This is a genomic window from Pseudomonas sp. 8 R 14 (assembly GCF_900005955.1).
Classification (GTDB): domain Bacteria; phylum Pseudomonadota; class Gammaproteobacteria; order Pseudomonadales; family Pseudomonadaceae; genus Aquipseudomonas; species Aquipseudomonas marginalis.
This window is the reverse complement of sequence record NZ_CVTH01000087.1, coordinates 42,388-61,827: the sequence shown is the minus strand read 5'-3', so window position 1 is coordinate 61,827 and position 19,440 is coordinate 42,388. Positions and strand designations below refer to the sequence as shown.

At 58.5% G+C, this 19,440-nt stretch carries 19 protein-coding genes, 1 tRNA gene and 4 pseudogenes; 10 read left to right on the top strand and 14 right to left on the bottom strand.

Annotated features, from left to right (window positions below):
• Positions 1–40: 40 nt before the first annotated feature.
• The 3 genes from BFQ01_RS25870 to BFQ01_RS25860 all read left to right on the top strand — a co-directional run bounded on the left by BFQ01_RS25870 (position 41) and on the right by BFQ01_RS25860 (position 1,851).
• Positions 41–388, top strand: coding sequence for a DUF2493 domain-containing protein (locus tag BFQ01_RS25870; protein WP_065927468.1), 348 nt, complete (start codon positions 41–43; stop codon positions 386–388).
• Between the two features lie 19 nt (positions 389–407).
• The gene (locus tag BFQ01_RS25865; RefSeq protein WP_065927467.1) at positions 408–1,229 is read left to right on the top strand and encodes a hypothetical protein; all 822 of its coding nucleotides are present in this window, start codon (positions 408–410) and stop codon (positions 1,227–1,229) included.
• A gap of 94 nt (positions 1,230–1,323) precedes the next feature.
• Positions 1,324–1,851, top strand: coding sequence for a DinB family protein (locus tag BFQ01_RS25860; RefSeq protein ID WP_065927466.1), 528 nt, complete (start codon positions 1,324–1,326; stop codon positions 1,849–1,851).
• Between the two features lie 2 nt (positions 1,852–1,853).
• Here the strand turns inward: BFQ01_RS25860 and BFQ01_RS25855 are convergent, their stop codons facing one another.
• Positions 1,854–2,312 carry a GFA family protein gene (locus BFQ01_RS25855; RefSeq protein ID WP_065927465.1) on the bottom strand — a complete coding sequence of 153 codons (459 nt, stop codon included), beginning with the start codon at positions 2,310–2,312 and terminating at the stop codon, positions 1,854–1,856.
• Between the two features lie 116 nt (positions 2,313–2,428).
• Between BFQ01_RS25855 and BFQ01_RS25850 the strand changes: the two are divergent.
• A pseudogene (locus BFQ01_RS25850) lies at positions 2,429–2,623 on the top strand (hypothetical protein); the annotation flags it as partial.
• A 44-nt stretch (positions 2,624–2,667) separates the two neighbouring features.
• On the opposite strand, the gene BFQ01_RS25845 reads toward BFQ01_RS25850, so the two are convergent.
• Both BFQ01_RS25845 and BFQ01_RS25840 read right to left on the bottom strand, forming a co-directional pair.
• Entirely contained in the window at positions 2,668–2,859 is a 192-nt protein-coding gene (locus BFQ01_RS25845; RefSeq protein WP_027606617.1) for a hypothetical protein, read from the bottom strand.
• A gap of 95 nt (positions 2,860–2,954) precedes the next feature.
• Entirely contained in the window at positions 2,955–3,392 is a 438-nt protein-coding gene (locus BFQ01_RS25840) for a hypothetical protein (RefSeq protein WP_235865590.1), read from the bottom strand.
• A 251-nt stretch (positions 3,393–3,643) separates the two neighbouring features.
• Here BFQ01_RS25840 and BFQ01_RS25835 point away from each other — a divergent pair.
• A tRNA-Leu gene (locus BFQ01_RS25835) sits at positions 3,644–3,730 on the top strand.
• 313 nt (positions 3,731–4,043) lie between these two features.
• Here the strand turns inward: BFQ01_RS25835 and BFQ01_RS25830 are convergent.
• Entirely contained in the window at positions 4,044–4,787 is a 744-nt protein-coding gene (locus BFQ01_RS25830; RefSeq protein ID WP_256097789.1) for a sulfite exporter TauE/SafE family protein, read from the bottom strand.
• A 918-nt stretch (positions 4,788–5,705) separates the two neighbouring features.
• On the opposite strand from BFQ01_RS25830, the gene BFQ01_RS25825 reads away from it, so the two are divergent.
• Entirely contained in the window at positions 5,706–6,254 is a 549-nt protein-coding gene (locus tag BFQ01_RS25825) for a thioesterase family protein (protein WP_065927462.1), read from the top strand.
• 98 nt (positions 6,255–6,352) lie between these two features.
• Here BFQ01_RS25825 and BFQ01_RS32495 read toward each other — a convergent pair whose 3' ends face one another.
• On the bottom strand, positions 6,353–6,700 hold the full coding sequence (locus BFQ01_RS32495) for a hypothetical protein (RefSeq protein ID WP_137212286.1): 348 nt from the start codon (positions 6,698–6,700) through the stop codon (positions 6,353–6,355).
• Between the two features lie 320 nt (positions 6,701–7,020).
• Between BFQ01_RS32495 and BFQ01_RS25820 the strand changes: the two genes are divergently transcribed.
• On the top strand, positions 7,021–7,854 hold the full coding sequence (locus tag BFQ01_RS25820) for a glycosyltransferase family 2 protein (protein ID WP_065927461.1): 834 nt from the start codon (positions 7,021–7,023) through the stop codon (positions 7,852–7,854).
• 119 nt (positions 7,855–7,973) lie between these two features.
• On the opposite strand, the pseudogene BFQ01_RS33485 reads toward BFQ01_RS25820, so the two are convergent.
• The 4 genes and pseudogenes from BFQ01_RS33485 to BFQ01_RS25810 form a co-directional block, all read right to left on the bottom strand.
• Positions 7,974–8,318 (bottom strand): annotated as a pseudogene (locus BFQ01_RS33485) (ATP-binding protein); the annotation flags it as partial.
• A gap of 519 nt (positions 8,319–8,837) precedes the next feature.
• Positions 8,838–9,173, bottom strand: a pseudogene (locus BFQ01_RS33480) (response regulator transcription factor); the annotation flags it as partial.
• Positions 9,174–9,386: 213 nt separating this feature from the next.
• Positions 9,387–10,436, bottom strand: a pseudogene (locus BFQ01_RS33475) (sensor histidine kinase); the annotation flags it as partial.
• Positions 10,437–11,723: 1,287 nt separating this feature from the next.
• Complete coding sequence (locus tag BFQ01_RS25810; protein ID WP_141691311.1) at positions 11,724–12,824, bottom strand: ABC transporter substrate-binding protein; 1,101 nt, start codon at positions 12,822–12,824, stop codon at positions 11,724–11,726.
• A 462-nt stretch (positions 12,825–13,286) separates the two neighbouring features.
• On the opposite strand from BFQ01_RS25810, the gene BFQ01_RS25805 reads away from it, so the two are divergent.
• Complete coding sequence (locus BFQ01_RS25805; RefSeq protein ID WP_065927458.1) at positions 13,287–13,892, top strand: cysteine hydrolase; 606 nt, start codon at positions 13,287–13,289, stop codon at positions 13,890–13,892.
• Between the two features lie 86 nt (positions 13,893–13,978).
• Here the strand turns inward: BFQ01_RS25805 and BFQ01_RS25800 are convergent, their stop codons facing one another.
• The 5 genes from BFQ01_RS25800 to BFQ01_RS25780 form a co-directional block, all read right to left on the bottom strand.
• Complete coding sequence (locus BFQ01_RS25800) at positions 13,979–14,176, bottom strand: hypothetical protein (protein WP_027606646.1); 198 nt, start codon at positions 14,174–14,176, stop codon at positions 13,979–13,981.
• A gap of 227 nt (positions 14,177–14,403) precedes the next feature.
• The gene (locus BFQ01_RS25795; RefSeq protein ID WP_065927457.1) at positions 14,404–15,036 is read right to left on the bottom strand and encodes a hypothetical protein; all 633 of its coding nucleotides are present in this window, start codon (positions 15,034–15,036) and stop codon (positions 14,404–14,406) included.
• Positions 15,037–15,166: 130 nt separating this feature from the next.
• A complete protein-coding gene (locus BFQ01_RS25790) occupies positions 15,167–15,985 on the bottom strand; it encodes a helix-turn-helix transcriptional regulator (protein WP_065927456.1) in 819 nt (272 codons plus the stop codon).
• Between the two features lie 5 nt (positions 15,986–15,990).
• Positions 15,991–16,530 (bottom strand): kinase inhibitor, encoded by a 540-nt coding sequence (locus BFQ01_RS25785; RefSeq protein ID WP_065927455.1) that lies wholly within the window; start codon positions 16,528–16,530, stop codon positions 15,991–15,993.
• A gap of 139 nt (positions 16,531–16,669) precedes the next feature.
• Complete coding sequence (locus tag BFQ01_RS25780; RefSeq protein ID WP_065927454.1) at positions 16,670–17,152, bottom strand: Lrp/AsnC family transcriptional regulator; 483 nt, start codon at positions 17,150–17,152, stop codon at positions 16,670–16,672.
• Positions 17,153–17,295: 143 nt separating this feature from the next.
• On the opposite strand from BFQ01_RS25780, the gene BFQ01_RS25775 reads away from it, so the two are divergent.
• Entirely contained in the window at positions 17,296–18,336 is a 1,041-nt protein-coding gene (locus BFQ01_RS25775) for a zinc-dependent alcohol dehydrogenase family protein (protein ID WP_065927453.1), read from the top strand.
• A 243-nt stretch (positions 18,337–18,579) separates the two neighbouring features.
• The gene (locus BFQ01_RS25770) at positions 18,580–19,431 is read left to right on the top strand and encodes a sugar phosphate isomerase/epimerase family protein (protein ID WP_065927452.1); all 852 of its coding nucleotides are present in this window, start codon (positions 18,580–18,582) and stop codon (positions 19,429–19,431) included.
• Positions 19,432–19,440 lie beyond the last annotated feature (9 nt).

The window sequence follows — 19,440 nt, the reverse complement described above, 5'->3', positions numbered from 1 at the left end:
GGTCGCCCGGCCGCCACCGTGCATTACAAGGAATAGGATCATGCGCGTCTTGATCTGTGCCGGTCGTCATTACGCCGACTGCAAAAAGTCCCGCCAAGTGCTGGACGCTTACCACCGCCTGCGCCCCGTGCAGGTGCTGATTCACGGCGGCAACCAGTTCCTCGGCAGCGCCATCGAGGACTGGGCGCGGGAACTCGGCATCGACGTGGTGCGCTACCCGCCCAACTGGCAACGCCACGGCAAGCAGGCGGAGCGCCAGCGCAACCATTTCATGCTGACCGACAGCCGCGCGGATGTGGTCATCGCGCTGCCAGGTGGTGACGACACGTCGGAGCTGGTCTGCCAGGCCAGGGCCAGCGGCATTTCGGTGCTGACCGTAGAGAACTGACATTCAAGCGAGGTGCATCATGCACAACAAACACACCCCGAAGCGCCCGGACGGGTTTGCCAAATACCGTGCGCGGCACTATCGCGGCGCGCGCCAGACCCTGCTGCTGTTGCCGCCGGCAAAACAGCGGGCGCTGCGGCGCAACCTGCTGTTTATCGGTATCACCCTGGGTTCGATCCTGTTAATTGCCCTGGTGTCCAAGGCCCATGCCGCCGGTGGCGCCTATGTGGTCGATGACGGCGCAATCAACGCACCGGGTGCCTGCAATCTCGACGCCTGGTACAGCGCCGACCGGCACGCCGGCAACACGCACACGGCAACGCTGTCTCCCGCGTGCACGTTCAGCGTACTGCCTTCGGTGCAGTGGGGCGCGGCGCTGTCACGGGCCGACAGCGCAGGCCGGGGCGAGACCCAGGTGAGTCCGCAACTCAAGGCGCAGGTGCTGTCACGGCAAGACCTGGGGCTGGAAATGGCGATCTCCGCCGGGGCGCATCTTGCCCTTGATCGACGACACGGGTTCGACGGCGCCGACTTCACCCTCCCCTTGACCTGGCAACCGCTGGCGCCCGTGCGCTTGAACCTGAATGCCGGCTGGGCCCATGCCTACAACGACGGCGAGCAAACCCAGCGCCTGAGCTGGGGCACCGGCGTCGAGTATCAACTGATGGATGCCCTCACGTTGATCGCTGAACGTTACGGCCAGGAAGGCGGTGACCAGGCCTGGCAAGCAGGGCCGCGCCTGCACTTCGGGGAGTTTGTCGACGTAGACCTGGTGCTCGGGCGCGACCTGGGCGGTGAACGCAATCAATGGCTGACCACCGGTGCGACGCTCAGGTTTTAGGCCTGGCCTGCTGCTCCCGGTGCAGTTGCCGTGGCGGGTCGTCCAGGTAATTACCTTATGATGGCGGCACCATTGCCAACGAGGGGTAGAGCACGTGGACCGTATCGAACAAATGACGCTGCTGGCGACCTACAACCAGTGGATGAACCGCAAGGTCTATGACGCGGCTGCCAGGCTTACGGACGATGAGTTGCGCGTGGACCGCCAAGCGTTTTTCGGCTCGGTCTTCGGCACGCTCAACCATCTCACGTTGGGCGACACCGTCTGGCTCAAACGCTTTGCCCTGCACCCCGCCGGCTACGCGACGCTGGCGCCGCTGAACAGCATCGCCGCGCCGTCGGACCTCAAGCAACTGGCGTTCGCCGACCTGGGTGAACTCGCCGCCCGGCGGCGTTGGCTGGACCAATTGATCATCGATTGGGTGCACACCCTGCGCGAACCCGACCTCGACCATCGCCTGCACTACCACAACATGCGCGGCGCGGCGGCCAGCAAGACATTCGGCGCCCTGCTGGTGCATTTTTTCAATCACCAGACCCACCATCGAGGCCAGGTCACCACGCTGCTGACCCAGGCCGGGCAGGACGTGGGCGATACGGACCTGCTCGCCTTGATTGACTGAACTCAGCGAGCGCTGAATTCGGCATAGGCCTGCAGCAACCGTGCAAAGTCCTCGGGTTGCGGCAACTGCTCGAAGCTTTCGACTGCCGGCGTGGTAGCCCAGGCCAGTTTTTCGCGGGTCCAGGTTTCCATAAAGGGCACGTACTCCGCAGCATTATCCAACAGCGTCGCACGCACGTTGACGAACTCATCGATGCCATGGGGGCGGGTAAACAGCCAGCTCATGCAGTGCGGGCAGCAATAGTGACGATCGACCCCGTGCAGGCCGCCGACCACCGGGCAGCCCTGGGTCACCGTGAACGCGCTGGCGGGAATCAGTGCACTGAGGGAGAACGCACTGGCGGTCATCTTCTGGCAGCCGGTGCAGTGGCACGCCATGGTAATCACCGGCGCCTGGCTCACGCTGAAGCGCACCCGGTTACAACGGCAACTGCCTTCCAGGGGCAGGGTCTCGACGCTCATCACACACTCCTTTTCATGATCAGTGGCATGGCAGGGTAGCGCCGAGGCGGGGGTGTTGAACAGGTCCAGGGGCAAAACCGAACGCTGCTGCGCCCATGGGGGTCGTAACCTCAGGTAAGTGCCGCACCTGCCGCAACACCGATGCCTACAAGGAAGCGCGCCGCAACCAGCGCAACGCCGCACGCCGTGCTTCGCGCCAGGCCAAGACCCACACCAGCACCGACTGGCGCAGTGCCTGGACGCAGCGCCTGACCGATCTGCCAGGGCGACAGCGCCTGCCCCGCGGCTTCGGCGCACAGCCTTTCGTATAAGCAGAAACGCAGAAGCCCCGGACAAACCGGGGCTTCGTTTTCAATCAATCATCATTGGACACCGGCCTGTTGCGTGCCTGGTAACCCGGCAACGTGGCGGCATACGCCAGTGCCTGTTCACGGGAATTGAAGGACGCCAGCCGATCCTGGGGCGTACACACCCGCCATGGCCCGAAATTGACCTGCACGATGTCGTACCCATTCAGATGCAGCTTCTTCAGCAGTGGAGCGCTCATAGTCACCTCGCTTTCCTGAGATTTCCCAGCGTTGCACGCCCTACCTTACACCCGCATCCAGGCTCATGACCGACCGCATGTCGCATGCGGCCAGGCTACTTGACCTTGCTGCTCAAGGTATCCACGCTGCGCTTGAGATCATCCAGGCTGCGCTTCAAACCTTCGATATCGCTTTTCTGCCGTTCGATCGTGCTGTTCTGATCCTCGACCGTGCGCTTGAGGCTCGCCAACTGGCTGTCACTGGAACTGGCGCTCGAACCGTCCCTGCGCTTGAACTCATCGAACGCGCGGTCCTGCCCCTCCAGCTTGCCTTTCAGGCCTTGCACCTCACTCTCGGTACGTTTCTGCGCAGCCTGCAGCTGTTCAATATCCCCCACCGAAATGCTCGACGCCTTCAACACATACTGATTGCCCGCCTCCAGCGAAGTCCCCGTCAACCGATCACCGCCTGACGCGCTGAAATCCCCCCACTTCACCGCACTCCCAGCCTGTGCCGTACCGGCCAACAGTCCCACGACACCTGCAATAACCATCCAATAGCGCCTGCGAACACTGAGCATCAACCGATTCCTTTCCAGACTGCCGAGATGGCATATTGCTATGACTGTCATTTATACCGCTTGTTCCCGTACTGTAGGAATCCTCCGGTTCGCCTGTTAAAGCCGATGTAGATCACTGATCTGCCAAGCTTTTTCAGGCGCCGTCCATGCAAGAAAGCGGCAGACCGACCTTGCGTCGAAGCGCCTGGATCTATATATTCCCAACCCTGTAACAACGCGCTACCGCCCGAATGGCGAAACTGGTAGACGCATGGGACTTAAAATCCCCCGCTCGTAAGGGCGTCCCGGTTCGATTCCGGGTTCGGGCACCATCATTACGTTCCACGACCTCCCAAGAAGTCGCTGAAACCCACATAGAACCTGCCTTGTGCAGGTTTTTTGTTGCCAACATTTGTCCCTCACACTCACTTCACCCCAACATTTTTCTAGTACATCCTGAGTTCGATTTTGGGTGATGTACTAGATGGCACTCCCTGATACCGCCGCCAGGCAAGCAAAACCCAAAGCTTGCGCCTACACCCTGTGAGATCGAATACATAAAAGACAGGACATGACCATTTGTGGATGAAGGCTTGGCAAACAGGTGAGACCATTTACGTATTTGCGAGTACCCATCCAATCTGGTCACCAGAACAGCATCCTCAATGCCAACGCGACCACGACTAGATTGAAAACTGCCTCCATCCACTGGTCGCCCTTCTTCAAGGCAAACTTCGCGCCGGCATTTGCACCCAATAGCGTGCCAATAATCAAACAACATCCGTACTGCCAGTCAATGATGCCGCTGACGCCGAAAATCAGTAATGATCCGGCGGAGAGAACCAGCCCACCGACTTTGCGGGTCCCCACCGATTCGCTGATGGTTTTTCTGAAAAAGATAATGAACAAATACGTCGAGAGTTTGGCTTGCCCACCAAATAGCCCGCCGATCATTCCTACGGGTATAAAGAGGATATAACCAAACAGACGTCTGATCGCTGAGGGAGGTGTTTCGCCGCTACTAGGTTTTTTTATAAAGGACAGTGCGACGAGCAGCAATGTCAGCCCGCCAATTACCTTGTGCAGCAGCGCGGGATCTATTTGAAGAAGCAGGCTCGCGCCTGCCAGAGCCCCAACCAACCCCAGTACCGCAGCTGGAAAGGCCAGCGCATAATCGACCTTTCCCTGGTTATGGAAGTGCCGCAGGCCGGCAAACATGGTGCCTACCGAGGCCAGGCGCGCAGTGGCGATCGACGACTGAGGTGCAATCCCCAGCCAGATCATCACCGGAACGGTCAAAAAAACACTCCCACCGGTGTTGGTCCCGACGAATCCCGTTATTATTCCGAGGAAAATCAGACCGACGCCTGTCAACCACTCATGACCCATCATGTTGAGGTGCTCGCATAAGATTCATGGCACGGCTTACTCGCTCAAGTAAACCGGGTCTATCCAGTGATAGCAGTTTCTATTTCGGGAGCTGGCGGTCACATGAAGTTTTGCGGTATGTACGAAGCTGTACTCGCCGATAATCGGGCGGCGTAGCGAACTTTCAGGCCCAGTGATTTTGCATACAGCACACGTCGTTTAATGAGATCTTGTATCTGTGCTTTTGATTTTCTAATTCGATATTTCTGTGACGTTTCATTGATACCAGCAAATATGCCTATCCAGTGTGCTCCTGTCGCCGCAACCGCATCAATATCATCTTGATATGCGCAGGAATAGGATAACTTCCTGTTGGTGAGCATTGATACTGGAAATTAAATGAAATGTACTTGAAGGGTTGCAGCAATATCAAGCATCGCAAATCAGGGTTCCTCAGCCACCCATATGAATAAAACTTCATGATTTCGCATATTGACTTTCTTAAATTACTGACTGCCTGTTCTCGCCCATTGAATCAAAAGAAATTTTATTTATGACGCTTTTTCGCACAAGGCAGCTTAGTGCCTGACCTTTTAACCCTTTTATAACTTCCAACTGACTTGCACTCGGCAAGCTATATATATTTAATCTAACAGAGGACCTGAGATAGATGACACTGATTAAAAGCCGTCCAGCAGATTTTACTGAATCGATTTTCGACCGCAGACAGCAGCCTGGAGCGTAGATGGTAGACAAAGGTCGCGAAAACCACAGGCCGCAGATAGCGCGATAGAGGCCGGCGAAACCCGCTCGAAAGACTTAAACCATAGAATGAGTGATCGGAATGTACTTTTGCGCAGAATTAAGTCATTTAGGGACCTACCTGGCTCAGCCCTCAGCACTTTAAAGTACGCCAATCATTCAACTATCGGCGTCTGTATGAATCTCTGGTTTCGACTTCTCCTCATGCTGCTTCGCCGACCTTGGCGCAAACCGGCAAAAGCGCTGGATTCGACCGTTATCCGAATGCGCGTCTGGCCACTGGACCTCGACTTCAATCGACATGTCACCAACGGCCGATATTTCACCCTGGCCGATGTCGGACGCATGGATTTCGTTTTGCGCAGTGGCGCCTATCGAGTAGCTATTAGAGCAAAGGCGCTGCCCATCGTCGGAGATACTTGGGGTAAATTTCGTCGCGAGCTTAGACTGTTTGAAGCGTTTGAAATCCACACAAGGATGCTTGGCTGGGACGACAAGTGGAGCTTCATGGAGCATCGATTTGTGAGTAAAGGCAGAGTGATCGGCGTTGTCGTAATGCGAGGTCTATTCCGTTCAGCGAAAGGTATTGTTCCGCCAAGCGAGTTTGTTCGAGAACTGGGACTGCCCAAACGGTCGCCAGAGATGCCGGAATGGCTGACCTCGTGGGCGCAGAGCTGCGATGCCATGAGTCGGCAACTCAGGGATGAAGAAAGCACCAATGATTGACTTGACGTGCAGTCAGCCCATGACCAGTGCGCTATTGGGACCGTTGATTGCTCCGCCGTTGGCGTGTGCGGCGTAACTTCGCCAGCCCGTGTAATTCGTCAATAACGGGCTGTATGTGCTTTTCTCCGAGCAGGTGCTGGTATACCTCGAAGTGGCCCTATCGCCAAGCGCACTTGCTTCTTTATTTCCTCTATGGCCAGGCACGCCTCATGCACGAAGCGTTCGTCGAATACGCCATGCAACTCAAGCTCCATCCCACTTTTGTCATGGTGTATTTGCACATGGCAGTATCGACCACCATATTGGCCGCTGCTGCAAAATAACACCAGATTAAAACCATGACCGAGGAGCTTACGTAATTGATCCTGAAGACTGTCTTGGTGCAAGCCAGATATTTCCAGCTGCCGAGACGCACACGGGCCATTGGCGAATTGTTTACTCAACATAACCATCTCCACTTTTATCGGTTACGCAGTGCCAGCACTACTGCGCACTATCACGAACAAGCTTACGACGTAGCCAGCCTGAAAAATGTCAGAAGTCGGTAAGGTAATGGTAAATACCACGAGCACTCCGAGTTACTTCCCACTCTGTTATTTACCCACCTTAACCATAAATTAACGCTACCAAACAGAGCAACCTATTAAGCTTGGCTGATGCGCCTCTCCTGCCCCCGGCCACTCATGAGGTGATGGCGCACCATCAAGCCTGCCGGCCCAGTCGAAAACGACGCACTACCGATATATCATTCTGGAGTGTTTGACTAATGCCTGACGACAACGCTCATTCGGCAAAACATGCCTCGTACAGTATCGCCCTGGTTAATTATAAAACGCTGCACATGACACGCCTTTGCTTAGGATTGCTACGCGACTACGCTATATACCATCAAGTTCCGGTCTGGGTAGTGGATAACGGTTCCGCCGATGAAAGCACCCACTACCTGCGGACACTTGACTGGATCAACTTGGTAGAGCGGATTCCCCACCCTCGAGAGGCCGGATACATCGCGCATGGTAAAGCCCTTGATCTGATTTTGGGATACGTTGAAACTCCGTACTTATTCCTGCTTCATACGGACACATTTGTATTTGATACCGATGTGTTCAGCATGATGATGAGCCAAAGTACTGCAACGCCGCGTACAGTGGCAGTCGGTTGTACAGAACAGATCAATCGCGGTTTTTTAAGAACTGCCTGGCGGTTCGGTACTCGACTGATGAAGTACCACTACCGAACGCTCATGCGTTACGTGGGGCTACCCTCTAAAAACCCCAAGCCTTTCAGAGAAACCCACTTGAAAAGTTTTTGCACCTTATGGAACTGCGATGTAATTAAACAACATAACTTGCGCTTCATGATGGATAACCGGGTACCGGGATACGCTCTACAAGACAAGATGGTCAAGCTGGGTTATGCGATCAGCTTTCTGTCAGCACGAAGATTGTTCAGTTATCTGGACCATATTCAAGCCGGCACTGTCGCCGCTAACGGCGGCTATGACACGGACCATCGTCGAAGAAAAACGTATCACGATACCCTGCTGCGCTTTCAAAAAGAGGCGTCAAATGACGCGAAAACGACCAGCACGGAAAAATGACGGTTGCTGATAAGACCGGCCCCCGAGATTCGAACTGAGTGGGAGCGCACAGCTGGCTTGAAAATCGAACCTGATAGGGCTTTATCCACGGCCCAGCCCATAGGGCGCTTGTTCGATACTCATCGCTTACTCTGCTGCGCATCAAGAGGGATCTCGAGGATGAAGGTTGCGCCCTGCCCTTCCCCGTCGCTGTGCACGGTCAAGCTGCCACCCATTTCCTGTGCAGCGAGCGCGCAGCTGTGCAGGCCGAAACCGTGACCGTCTTTGCGAGTCGTGAAGCCATGGGAAAAGATACGCGTCAGGTGCTCTGGCGTAATCCCGTTGCCATTGTCGGCCACCGTGATACGCAAGACTGCTCCGTCACCGATAAGGGAGGCGCTGAACGTGATGCACGGGCTGCGATCGACCACGCCGTCCAACGCCTGCCTGGCGTTTTTGATCAGGTTTACCAGAATCAGCAGCACCCGGTGCCGGTCCAGCGACAGCAGGGGCAAGTCGGCAATGTCCTTGACCACCGTCACCTCCTGATTCATCCGTGAGCCGGCACTCATGCGCCAGGCATCATCGATTAATTCCGAGACCGGTATTGTCTCGACGACACTGACGGCAACGGCATAGGACTGCTGGGCAGCGACAATGGTCTTGATGTGGTCAATGCCTTTGGTGAGTTGCTCGAGCTCTTCGATGATGCCCTGCTGCTCTGCCGCCACCGCCTGCGCCAGCTTGAGCAGGTAGTCGGGCAGCATCTTTCCCCTCTGGTCCTGGGTGAGAAAATCGCTCAGCTCATGGATGTGTTCGTTCATCATCTGCGCCACCTTGCCCAGGCCCTGGGCCTTGGAGGTGCGCATCTGGCTGCTGACCAACTCGGCCGAAACGTTCACGCTGTTGAGGACGTTGCCGACATTGTGCAGCACCGTCGTGGCGATCTCGGCCATGCCCGCCTGACGGGATTTCGCATTCAGTTCGGATTGCACCTGGCTCATGCGTAGCGCCGCGCGTACGCGAGCCTTGAGCTCCAATGGCGAGAAAGGTTTGGCGATATAGTCATCGGCGCCACTCTCCAGCCCGGAGATGCAAGCCTCGCTGCCGCCGCGGGCGGTCAACAGGATGACGGGCAGATGGGCAAAACCGGCGCTCGCCTTGATTCTGGCGGTCAGGCCAAAGCCGTCAAGCTCCGGCATCATCACATCCGAGAGAACGACATTGATCGGTTGACGCTGCAGCATGGCCCAGGCCTGCTCTCCATCAGCGGCGGTGACGACGCTGTAGTCGTCGCGCAAAAGCTCGCTGAGGTAGCCAAGCATTTCCGGGCTGTCATCGACCACCAGGACCCTGGACTGCGAGGTGCGTTCCGGGTGCTGCTCGTTGTCTGCATCGCCCATGGACGCCTGGTCGTTGCTACTGCCACGGCGGCCGTCGTCGAACAGCAAGTGGCGCTGCTCGGTTGTGATCATTGCGGTGGATGACGATCCCTCATGCAGATGACCGGCTTCGGTCGGCACCGTGTTTTGCTCGGTTCCTCGAGGAAATCGAACAAGGAAGCACGACCCCTTTCCAGGCTCACTGTTGACGCTGACTTCGCCCCCCATCAGTTCGACCAGATCCTTGACCAGGGCCAGGCCGATGCCTGTACCGCTGTAATGCCGCGTGGCGGAATTGTCGATCTGGGAAAAACGCTGGAACAGCAGGGGTAATTTGTCAGGCGCGATGCCAATGCCCGAGTCTTGCACCGCGAGCTCAAATCGGTCGTCATCAAGCGCAGTGACTGCCAGATGCACCGTACCGCCAGCAGAGGTGAACTTGATGGCATTACTCACCAGGTTGAGCAGAATCTTCTCAAAGTGTCGGGGGTCCAGGAACACGGTGCCGAGGGCAGGATCGATGCTGCAGGTCAACGTGCAGCCTTTGCCCTTGGCCACCATGGCGGCGTCCTCGGCCAGCACACCCACCGCCTTGTTCAAATCAACGGGCGCCGGACACAGCTCAAACTTGCCTGCTTCGGCCTTGGAGAAGTCAAGGATATCGTTCACGCGGTTCATCAGGCGCAGTGCGTTTCGTTGTGCGCGCTCGATTTGCACGCGCCAGTCCGCCGGCGGCGTGATCGCCACCGAGAGCTGCTCCAACGGGGCGAGAATAAGGGTCAAAGGGGTGCGCAGTTCGTGGCTGACCGTGGCGACGAAATCACTCTTTGCCTGGTTGGCCGTCTCGGCCTGGTTGCGCGCCTGAATAAGTGCAACCGCCTGCGCCTCCAGCACCTCGGTCTGTCGGTGAAGCGTGTCGGTCCGCTCGGCGACCATTCTCTCCAGAGAGGCCTGTACCTGCTGTCTTTCGGCTTCGGCCTCGGCCTCCAGCACCCGGATGCGCAAGGCATTCTCCTGGAACACCCGGACGGCGCGAGTCATGATCCCAATCTCATCGCCGCGTCCAGCACTGGCGATTTCGGCGGTCAAGTCACCGGCAGCCAGCCGGCGCATGACCGAAGCCAGGGCGACGATGGGCTGCGCGACAAACCGCGAGGTGCTCCAGGCGATGGCTCCGGCCAGCAGGATGGCGACGGCGCCAGCGACTATTGTCGCCAGCATGCCGCGATCCTTGTGGACCAAGGCGTCTGAACGCGCTTCGCCTGCGAAGCGCGCAACCAACAGGCCAGCGCTGCGTGCCTCGATACGAACCTGGTCGCGCGCGTCGCCCAAGGCGTTGCTCGCCTGATGGAACCCGGCAAATGCCGCCCGGTAGCCAGCAATCTGATCGCTGACCGTCAGGGGCGTAGCGCTGGCCTGCTGCCCCACAGACGAAGGCAGAACCCGGGCGAGACGGGAGAGTTCATCGAGGATGACGCCTACAGAACTGGCGACCTCGGCCGACGGCGCCAGGCGAAACGACAAGGTCTGCGCCTCCAGGGTGGCAACACGTTCGGCGAAACGCTTGGACAACGCGGCGGCGTTTTGCAGCAAACCGATGGCGGCCTGAATGTCACTGGCGTCATGGGCAATGTGCTCGTCCACTTCAGCCAACATGACTTCAAGGCGCTCTGCCACGCCTCCAACAGCCCCCAGATGCCGCAAAGCCTCGCCGCCCCGGAGCCTGGGAGACTCGCCAAGCTGCTCGAGCGCCAGGCTGGCTGCTGCCACCGCCGTCGCCAACTGTTCCAGGGTCTCCACCTGTTGCGGCGCCCCCATTAACTCACGCAATTGCTCGACCACAGGCGGCAGCGCCGCACAGGCGTTGCGCGCCGCAGTGGCGGCCGCACCATCACCCGTCACCAGCACCTGGGCCACATTGGCGGTAATGATACGTTCGCCGTTGCGCAGGATATCCAGGATGCGATGGGCGCTCTGGGCGTTGCTCACCCGCGCCTGGTGGTCGGCGGCGCGGGAGTCCAGGCCCTTCAGCCCAGCGGCGATGCCCTGTTCAACGAGGGCCGTCGCCTCTCGCATCCGAGCGTAATGGGCGGTCATATTCTCGGTTTCGCCATCCATGGTCAGCGTCGCCACCCGCAAGGACGCGATCGCCGCAGCGAGCCTATCCAGGCTGCCCTTGAGCGATTGCGCCTCTGCCGCCGGGATGGCGTTAAGGCCGTTGATAGCCGTCGCGACCAAGCCTTCGGCCTGGGACACGCTGTCCTGGTCGCGGGTGGCAATGAAGTTTTCCACCCGCCCGGTAGCCCCGTTGACCGAGGCCAGAATTTCCGCGGAATGGCTGGCGGAATCCACCGCACGAACCATGCCTCGCAGGCCGTAGAGGTTCACGAGCGATACCGCCAGCATCAGCAACACCAGTGCGGCAACCGCCAGGCCGATCCTGACGGCAATAGGCCTGGCCGTGGCTGATTTGAATGTCAACATGGGGCCTCGCCTCCTAGCCCGCCGCTACTGTTTCGTCACCTCCGGCAAAGGCGCCGGCGGCGCCGTATGGTTGATGGCCGCATCGATCATCGCCGCAACGGAAGCCTGGCCGTAGAACGGATTGGCGGCACCGCCCACCGGCATAGTGGCAAGCCAGGCGTCCAGGTCTTTGGCATCAATACGTACCAGCGGCACTTCGACGAACTTCGGCACCTGCTTGCCCGCCAGTATCTGCTGGGCCACCCAGAACCCCATCTGGGAGACGCTCGGGGAGGCAGAGACAGAGACGGTCTCGTAGCCATTGGCATCGCGTTCCTGTTTCCACAGGGCAAGTTCGTCCTGACGGTTCCCCATCACGATGATCGGTAAAGGGCGACCCGCCGCCTTGAACGCCATGGCCGCACCATATCCGTCGCCACCCTGGGTAGCCACGGCATCAATGGTGGGCAGCGACGGCAGCGCCAGCGTGACTTCCCTGCGGGCGACAGAAGCCGTCCAGTTCCCGTATACGGTCTTGACGAATTTCAGGCCCGGATAGTCGCTGGCGGCCTTGCGAATGCCATCGCTGATGTTTTTATCCGTGGCATCGCCAGCGATGCCGCGGATCTCCAGTAATGTCCCGTTGCCCTTCAGGCGCTCGGCGATGTAGTCCATTTCCACACGGCCCATGGCGGACCAGTTGTAATCCACGGTATAGACACAGGGCTCGGTGACCAGGCTGGCCATGACGACCACCACGATGCCGGCGTTGCAGGCATCGCGGATCACCCCGTTGAGGGCCGTGTCGGAGGCAGCGAGGATCACGATGGCATCGACGCCCTTGACGATCATGTCCTGGATATGAGCCGCCTGTTCCGAAGCCGAGTTATTGGCGCTGACGACGGGAGCCTCACGGATCAAGCCCTCCTTTTGCGCCTGGAGCGCAATTTCCTGCCAGTTGCGCACCATCACCTTGCGAAAATCGCTACCTGCGTAGGAATTGCTGAAGGCAATGCTGTAGCTCGCGGTAGGGCCGCTGGCGATGCCGTCGGCGGCAGCCTGGGCCGGATTGGCGGCAACTATCGCCAGCCCCGCCACGCAGCCGGCGAAGCGCCCCAAGGTCTTGTGGATCGACTGGGTGTTCATGCTGTTCTCCATCGTGCTTGGCATTTACCAACAGTCATCCACCCGTACCGGCTTACAGCCTGGATCGACGGCGTGTTCTGGTTGGAGCCGTTGGCCCCTACATTGGAGATTTTCGAGCAGGTGAGGTTTGAGGCAGGCATTGAACGTTTCCCTGTATGCCGCGTGCGGGTTGTTGCGTGAGCCGTTGAAAACGCCTGAAGCCCGCCCACCGGCTGTCTTGCCGATACAAGGCTGCTGGCCAACGTCAATGATTTTGCCAGGGTCGGTGCCCTTGGCGGCCGAACATTGAAACCCGTAGATGGCTCGCATTGGCAATGAGCATAGTATCAAAGTGCCCGCTTTGCTCGCGGTCTGTGAACGGATGCGGCGTTCCGAGCCATAGTTTTGTGTTTGACTGCCGCCCCACTCAACCCTGCCTGCTGTTCTACGCTTGTTGCTCGACCCACTTATCGGAGACCCGACATGAACCCACACACCACCGCCCTGGTCCTGATCGAATACCAGAACGATTTCACCACCCAAGGCGGCGTGTTCCATGACGCCGTCAAAGACGTCATGCACACGTCCAATATGCTCGCGAACACCGCCACCACGGTTGAACAGGCGCGCGCGCTCGGCGTGAAGATCATCCACCTGCCGATCCAGTTCGCCGAGGGCTACCCGGAGCTGACCACCCGCGACTACGGGATTCTCAAGGGCGTTGCCGATGGCAGCGCCTTTCGCACCGGCAGTTGGGGTGCCGACATCAGCGAGGCGATTACCCGGGAAGACGGCGACATCCTCGTGGAGGGCAAGCGCGGGCTGGACGGTTTCGCCACCACGGGCCTGGACCTGGTGCTGCGCAACAACGGCATCCAGACCCTGGTGGTGGCGGGCTTCCTGACCAATTGCTGTGTCGAAGGCACGGTACGATCAGGTTATGAGAAGGGCTATAACGTGGTGACCCTGATCGATTGCACCGCGACCTTCACCGACGAACAACAACAGGCCGCAGAACGCTTCACGCTGCCGATGTTTTCCAGGACGTTGCAACACACCGAGTTTCTCGACGGGCTGAACGCCCGGTAGCCATCGCCCAGAAGGCGGCTTTACAGCCGCCTTCGGATTCCCAGCCACCTGCGACACCCCGGCCGGGTTCGTTGATCTGAAACACCTCAGTTGTCAGGGTGCTCGCTCGCCACTGAATCGGCAGCGTCCACATCAGACATATCCTCCTCAAGGGGTGCATCGTCGTCCGGCGGCAGCGGGATCTTATCCTCATCACGCTTCGGGTCGTGCCCTGTCTCGTTGTCCGTGCCGCGCGTAACAGCCTGCTGTGAAATGTTGCCCGGGGCATTCTCATTGATTTCCATGCTGGCTCTCCGTTCTTGGGCTCGGGATATCCGTGCTTAAGGTTGAGAAACACCATGCCCCCCAGAGTGCCGGGCAACAGACGAATGGACGCGCCCAAACTGGCACAAGGTGACACTGCCGGTGCGTGTTTCGATCCATTCGACGCCGTGGGTATTTGCTGGATGGCGCTGACGGCGGGGCGATTATCGATGCGATTGAAAGGTGATAGTGCTCGGAGGTGCTTCGTTCATTTGTCCAGATTCATTGGTTCATGCATACGTTCGCCTATTATTGCGCGCAGCCATGCGGCATGAAATTCCATGTCTTCCAGAGAAGTCCCCTCAGCCAATCGATATTCGAACTCCTTGCCCCTCGGCCCTTGATACACGACGCTGAAATGTCCATGGCGGTCATAACTGGCGAGCAGGTAAGGGCTGATACAAATGATATCGCTAAAGGGCACCTGCACTTCGGCGGGTTTACGGCCGCGACGGGTGACGGTGAGAGTAAGCAGTTGCCGGTTTTCGTCAAAGGTGAAGGCCAGCACTCTGGACGCAGAGAACATCCACGCGAAAACCAGCCCCATGAGCACAACAAAACCAAGCATGAACAGGATGAGAGGCGACGTGGTGAGACTCGCCCCATCGCTGGACGATGCGCCTTGCATCGCTTCTAGGCCGAAAAAGATCAGCACCATCACCCCTATGACCAGCAGGAACATAAGCAGCACAACGCAGAAACCCAAAATGGCCGCCCCAGTGCTGCCGAGGGTGGGTAAGTCCGGATTGCCATGCCACATAGGTGGGTGAACGCGCGGTTTTTCAGTGCTTGACCCGGCTGCAGGCGTTGCGATGGGGTGAACTGAAGTTTGATGAGTCATCCAGCAGGCTCCGGGGGTGCTGCGTAGACAGTAGCACTATCGCCAGACAGTCTGGTCCGGTACCCACCGATAAACGTCACATGGCTCGCACTGCCGGCCGGCAGACTGGGGAAAGCCCTCCCGCAAATGCTCAAATCGCTGCCCGCAACTCACGGGGTGACAGGCCATAGTGTGAGCGAAAGCGCACGGCAAAACGTGAGGCCGAGGCGTAGCCGCAGGCGCCGGCAATTTCACCGATCGGGCGAGACGTTGTTTGCAGCCGTTGTAATGCTGTCGCCAGTCGAACGCCCTCCAGAATATTCCTGAAACTATTCCCTTCGTTCGCCAGTTGGCGACGCAAGGTCGACTCCCCCAGGTTCATGTGCTGTGCGATGCTCGCAACCGTCCAGTCTCTCTCCGGGCTGGCCATTACCAGCTGCTGCACCCGCTCGCACAATGGATCGTTGCGCCCCATCAGCAGAGGTCCGGCCTGGCCGCCAAGGCTTAGGCTCAGCAGCACCGCTTCCCCATAATGTGTGCAGAGTGCCTGCGGGGCGTTTGCATGGATGGCGACCAGCAACTGCTCCCATGCCTGGGTGGTGTGCCTGTCCAGGGGAACGCATAGATCGCTCTTCAGTGCACCGCGACCACTCTTGATCTGCTGGCTATATCGGCTGCTGAATTGACGCAATGTCGAGACGGGAAAGGTCACCGCATCGGCGATGTAGTGACCCTGAGGGCCGGGTAAGTTTGAGATACCCAGCTCGCGCCCGGCCGGCATCAGAATCAGATGCCGAGGCCCTGCGCGCATTTCCCGGTCATCCCATTGCAACAGTTTTTCCCCCTGCCGCACTCGACACAAGGTGGTCACGAACACCGGCACCCTGGGCAAGGTAAGGGCATGTCGCGCCCGTATGACACAGGCATCGATAATATTTTCCCGGTGCTGTATGCCGTCACAAGGGCGCATGCTTCTTAACGTCCGTAAGTTGAAGTAATGGTCGCTTTGGCCAGGACGTTGGCGTTGAGCATGTAACCGACCAAGGCTCCGCTGGCCTGGTTGTCGAGCGGTAGCTTATCGACTTTCAAGGCCCACACGGTGAATTGATAGCGATGGGGTTTATCGCCGACAGGAGGGCAAGCGCCACCGAACCCCGGCTGGCCATAATCGGTTCGCCCTTGTACTGCACCCGCAGGCAGGTTCGCCCCCACGCCGCTGGGCAAACTATGGGTGGAGGCTGGCAGGTTGACCACCGTCCAATGCCACCAACCGCTGCCGGTGGGGGCATCGGGATCGTAAACGGTGATCGCGTAGCTTTTAGTCCCTGCGGGGGCGTTTTTCCACGAAAGCTCAGGAGACGTGTTGCCACCTTCGCAACCGAAGCCCTGGAACACTTCGCGACGGGTCAGCGGGCGGTTGTCAGCAATATCCCGGCTGGTCAGTGAGAAATCCGCAGCGTAGCCACTGAGTGTGACGGCCATGGAGAGTGCAGGCAGGATTAATCTGATGTTCATTGCGGCTCCAGCTGAGTCTTGAAGTGAAGCTCGAGTCTAGGTTGAACAAAACCGGGAGACTGTGCCGAAATGCTCGATAACAGTGCCGAAATGCTCGATTGTCCGGACGAACGATGGTTCTCGACGTGCCCGACAGCCTTCAGATGCTCAAGAGCTCGCTGACGGGGAGTCGATGAGTGGTCTTCATCTCTCGCAGGGAGAGGTTCGAGCGAATACTTGAAACCCCAGGGAGCTTCCTCAGCACTGTTTCGACAAAGCGGCTATAGCTGTCCAGGTCCCGTGCAACCACCTCAAGTAGAAAGTCCGCCTCCCCCGTTGTGTTATGGCAACTCAATACCTGCGGGGCCGCCTGGATAATCTTTTCAAACGTTGCCGTGGCTTCTTCGCTGTGATCCGTGCAGGAGATCTGGACAAACGCCTTCAGGCCCAGCCCGAGTTTCTTTCGATTGAGAATGGCTTGGTATCCCTCGATCACCCCGCATTCTTCCAGCCGTCTTTGCTTGCGCCAACAGGACGCTTCGCTGAGGGACAGCTGCTCGGCCAGCTTGACATTCGACAGCTTGCCGTCCCGCTGCAAACGCTCCGATATTGCAATGTCCGCTTTATCGAGCTGCTCAACCATGAAATAACCCCTCAAATTCAGGCTTAAAAATGAAGGTTAATTTCAATTCTTGCGCTCGGTCAATTGCAACTTGAAAGGTAATTTCAAGGCGCTCATTCATAATGGCAATGCCTGAATCGCCCCTCCAAGCCGAGGTAATTTGAATGAAAGCAGTCGTCTACGAAGCCTTTTCCAAACCGCCGCGCCTGATGAACGTGGCCGATCCATCCCCGGAACGTCATGGCGTGGTGATCCAGGTGCTTGGCACCGGGGTGTGCCGCAGCGACTGGCATGGCTGGAAAGGTCATGACCCCGACATTGAACTGCCCCATGTACCGGGTCATGAGCTGGCGGGCATCGTGGCCGAGGTGGGCCACGACGTCACGCGGTGGAAGGTCGGCGACCGGGTGACCGTGCCGTTCGTGGGTGGCTGTGGTGCCTGTGCGCAGTGCAACAGCGGCAATCAGCAGGTGTGCCACACGCAATTCCAGCCGGGCTTCACTCATTGGGGGTCTTTTGCCGAGTACGTCGGCATCCACCAGGCCGATCTGAACCTGGTCGCGCTGCCTGAGAGCATGGACTTCGCTACCGCCGCAAGCCTGGGTTGTCGCTTCGCCACCTCGTTCCGTGCAGTCGTCGACCAAGGCAACGTCAGCGCCGGTCAGTGGGTCGCGGTTCACGGCTGCGGAGGTGTAGGCCTGTCTGCGGTGATGATCGCCCAGGCCATTGGCGCGAACGTGATCGCCATCGATATTTCCCAGGAAAAACTCGATCTGGCGCGCGCCCTCGGCGCTGTCGCCACCATTAATGCCCAGTACGTCGCAGACGTCACCGAAGCCGTGCTGGAAATCACCCAGGGCGGTGCCCACGTCTCGCTGGACGCCTTGGGCCACCCAACCACCTGTTTCAACTCCATCAACAACCTGCGCCGTCGCGGCAAGCACGTCCAGGTCGGGCTGATGCTCGCTGATCACGCCACGCCGGCCATCCCCATGAGCAAGGTTATCGCCCATGAACTTGAGATCTACGGTAGCCACGGCATGCAGGCGCATCGCTATGGCGCCATGATCGAGATGATCACCTCAGGCAAGCTGGCGCCTGAAAAACTCGTGGGTAAAACCATCAGCCTGGAACAGTCCATCGACGCGTTGACGAACATGGACCGCTTCGAGACGGCAGGGGTAACCGTCATAACCGAGTTTTGACCCATGACGCCACCCTGAGCCGCACTGAACAATAGTTTAGAAATCTCTGAACTATCTATTTGCACTTCCCTATTCTTTCCGCCAAGCGCCCCTCCCTACTATTGGCGGCAACAAAGGAGCCTTTCCACAGAGATGGGGCCCGAAGATTGCCTTTTCTGATTGTCACTGCCGTTTTTTGTGCGTTTCGGTCCACGCCGAAACGCCGCTGTGTCAATCATGCGAAGGCACCTTTGGAGCAGATCGATGAAATTGGAAGTATTCCGAACGTTGTGGGGCTACACCGCAAGCAAGGCACAAGCGCTCGAAGAGTTGCTTGAGGCCGGGTTCGATGGCATGGAAGCCCGCCTGCCCATGACCGCCAGCGAACGCGCCGAGTTCGCAGCCTTTCTACGCGCCAACCATGTCAGCTATATCAGTACCGTCTTCAGCGCCTACGATGTTCTGCCGCAACAATCGGCGAGCGTCGACGAACACCTTCTGGACCTCGATAAAAAACTCGCTTGGGCGGCTGAGTTGTCGCCGCGCTTCATCAACCTGCTGGCTGGCAACGACCGCTGGCCACTGGCACAGCAAGTCGACTTCTTTGGCCGCGCGATGGACGTCGCGCGCAAGCACGGCCAGGTGTGCGCCTTTGAAACCCATCGTGCGCGCTCGTTGTTCAACCCCTGGGTCACCCTCGAGCTGATCCGTCAACTGCCGGACCTGCGCTTCACCAGCGACATCAGTCATTGGGTCGTCACCTGCGAGCGTCTGCTCAACGATCCGGAAGATGACCTCAGCGCTTTCGTCGAGCGCGTTCACCACATTCAAGCCCGGGTCGGTTATGACCAAGGGCCCCAGGTTCCCCACCCCGCCGCTCCCGAGTACACCCAAGCGCTGGCCTTCCATCAGCAGCATTGGGAGGCCATCTGGCGATCCCAGGAAAGTCGCGGCTATCAGGTCAGCACGCTGACACCGGAGTTCGGTGCCGACGGCTACCTGCATCACCTGCCCTTCACCAATGTGCCGGTGGCCGACCTGTGGTCGCTGAATGTGTGGATGGCAAATACCGAGCGCGAGCATTTCCGGCGTTTCAGCGGCGCCTCAACCCGATAAGGAGCGTTA

Bases quoted from the DNA above. Each gene is read 5' to 3' on its own strand.
- BFQ01_RS25800 (WP_027606646.1), bottom strand. From the start codon at position 14,176: ATGGAAATCAATGAGAATGCCCCGGGCAACATTTCACAGCAGGCTGTT.
- BFQ01_RS25865 (WP_065927467.1), top strand. From the start codon at position 408: ATGCACAACAAACACACCCCGAAGCGCCCGGACGGGTTTGCCAAATAC.
- BFQ01_RS25790 (WP_065927456.1), bottom strand. From the start codon at position 15,985: ATGCGCCCTTGTGACGGCATACAGCACCGGGAAAATATTATCGATGCC.
- BFQ01_RS25795 (WP_065927457.1), bottom strand. From the start codon at position 15,036: ATGACTCATCAAACTTCAGTTCACCCCATCGCAACGCCTGCAGCCGGG.
- BFQ01_RS25820 (WP_065927461.1), top strand. From the start codon at position 7,021: ATGCCTGACGACAACGCTCATTCGGCAAAACATGCCTCGTACAGTATC.
- BFQ01_RS25825 (WP_065927462.1), top strand. From the start codon at position 5,706: ATGAATCTCTGGTTTCGACTTCTCCTCATGCTGCTTCGCCGACCTTGG.
- BFQ01_RS25780 (WP_065927454.1), bottom strand. From the start codon at position 17,152: ATGGTTGAGCAGCTCGATAAAGCGGACATTGCAATATCGGAGCGTTTG.
- BFQ01_RS25810 (WP_141691311.1), bottom strand. From the start codon at position 12,824: ATGAACACCCAGTCGATCCACAAGACCTTGGGGCGCTTCGCCGGCTGC.
- BFQ01_RS25840 (WP_235865590.1), bottom strand. From the start codon at position 3,392: ATGGTTATTGCAGGTGTCGTGGGACTGTTGGCCGGTACGGCACAGGCT.
- BFQ01_RS25775 (WP_065927453.1), top strand. From the start codon at position 17,296: ATGAAAGCAGTCGTCTACGAAGCCTTTTCCAAACCGCCGCGCCTGATG.
- BFQ01_RS25770 (WP_065927452.1), top strand. From the start codon at position 18,580: ATGAAATTGGAAGTATTCCGAACGTTGTGGGGCTACACCGCAAGCAAG.
- BFQ01_RS25830 (WP_256097789.1), bottom strand. From the start codon at position 4,787: ATGGGTCATGAGTGGTTGACAGGCGTCGGTCTGATTTTCCTCGGAATA.
- BFQ01_RS32495 (WP_137212286.1), bottom strand. From the start codon at position 6,700: ATGTTGAGTAAACAATTCGCCAATGGCCCGTGTGCGTCTCGGCAGCTG.
- BFQ01_RS25785 (WP_065927455.1), bottom strand. From the start codon at position 16,530: ATGAACATCAGATTAATCCTGCCTGCACTCTCCATGGCCGTCACACTC.
- BFQ01_RS25845 (WP_027606617.1), bottom strand. From the start codon at position 2,859: ATGAGCGCTCCACTGCTGAAGAAGCTGCATCTGAATGGGTACGACATC.
- BFQ01_RS25805 (WP_065927458.1), top strand. From the start codon at position 13,287: ATGAACCCACACACCACCGCCCTGGTCCTGATCGAATACCAGAACGAT.
- BFQ01_RS25870 (WP_065927468.1), top strand. From the start codon at position 41: ATGCGCGTCTTGATCTGTGCCGGTCGTCATTACGCCGACTGCAAAAAG.
- BFQ01_RS25855 (WP_065927465.1), bottom strand. From the start codon at position 2,312: ATGAGCGTCGAGACCCTGCCCCTGGAAGGCAGTTGCCGTTGTAACCGG.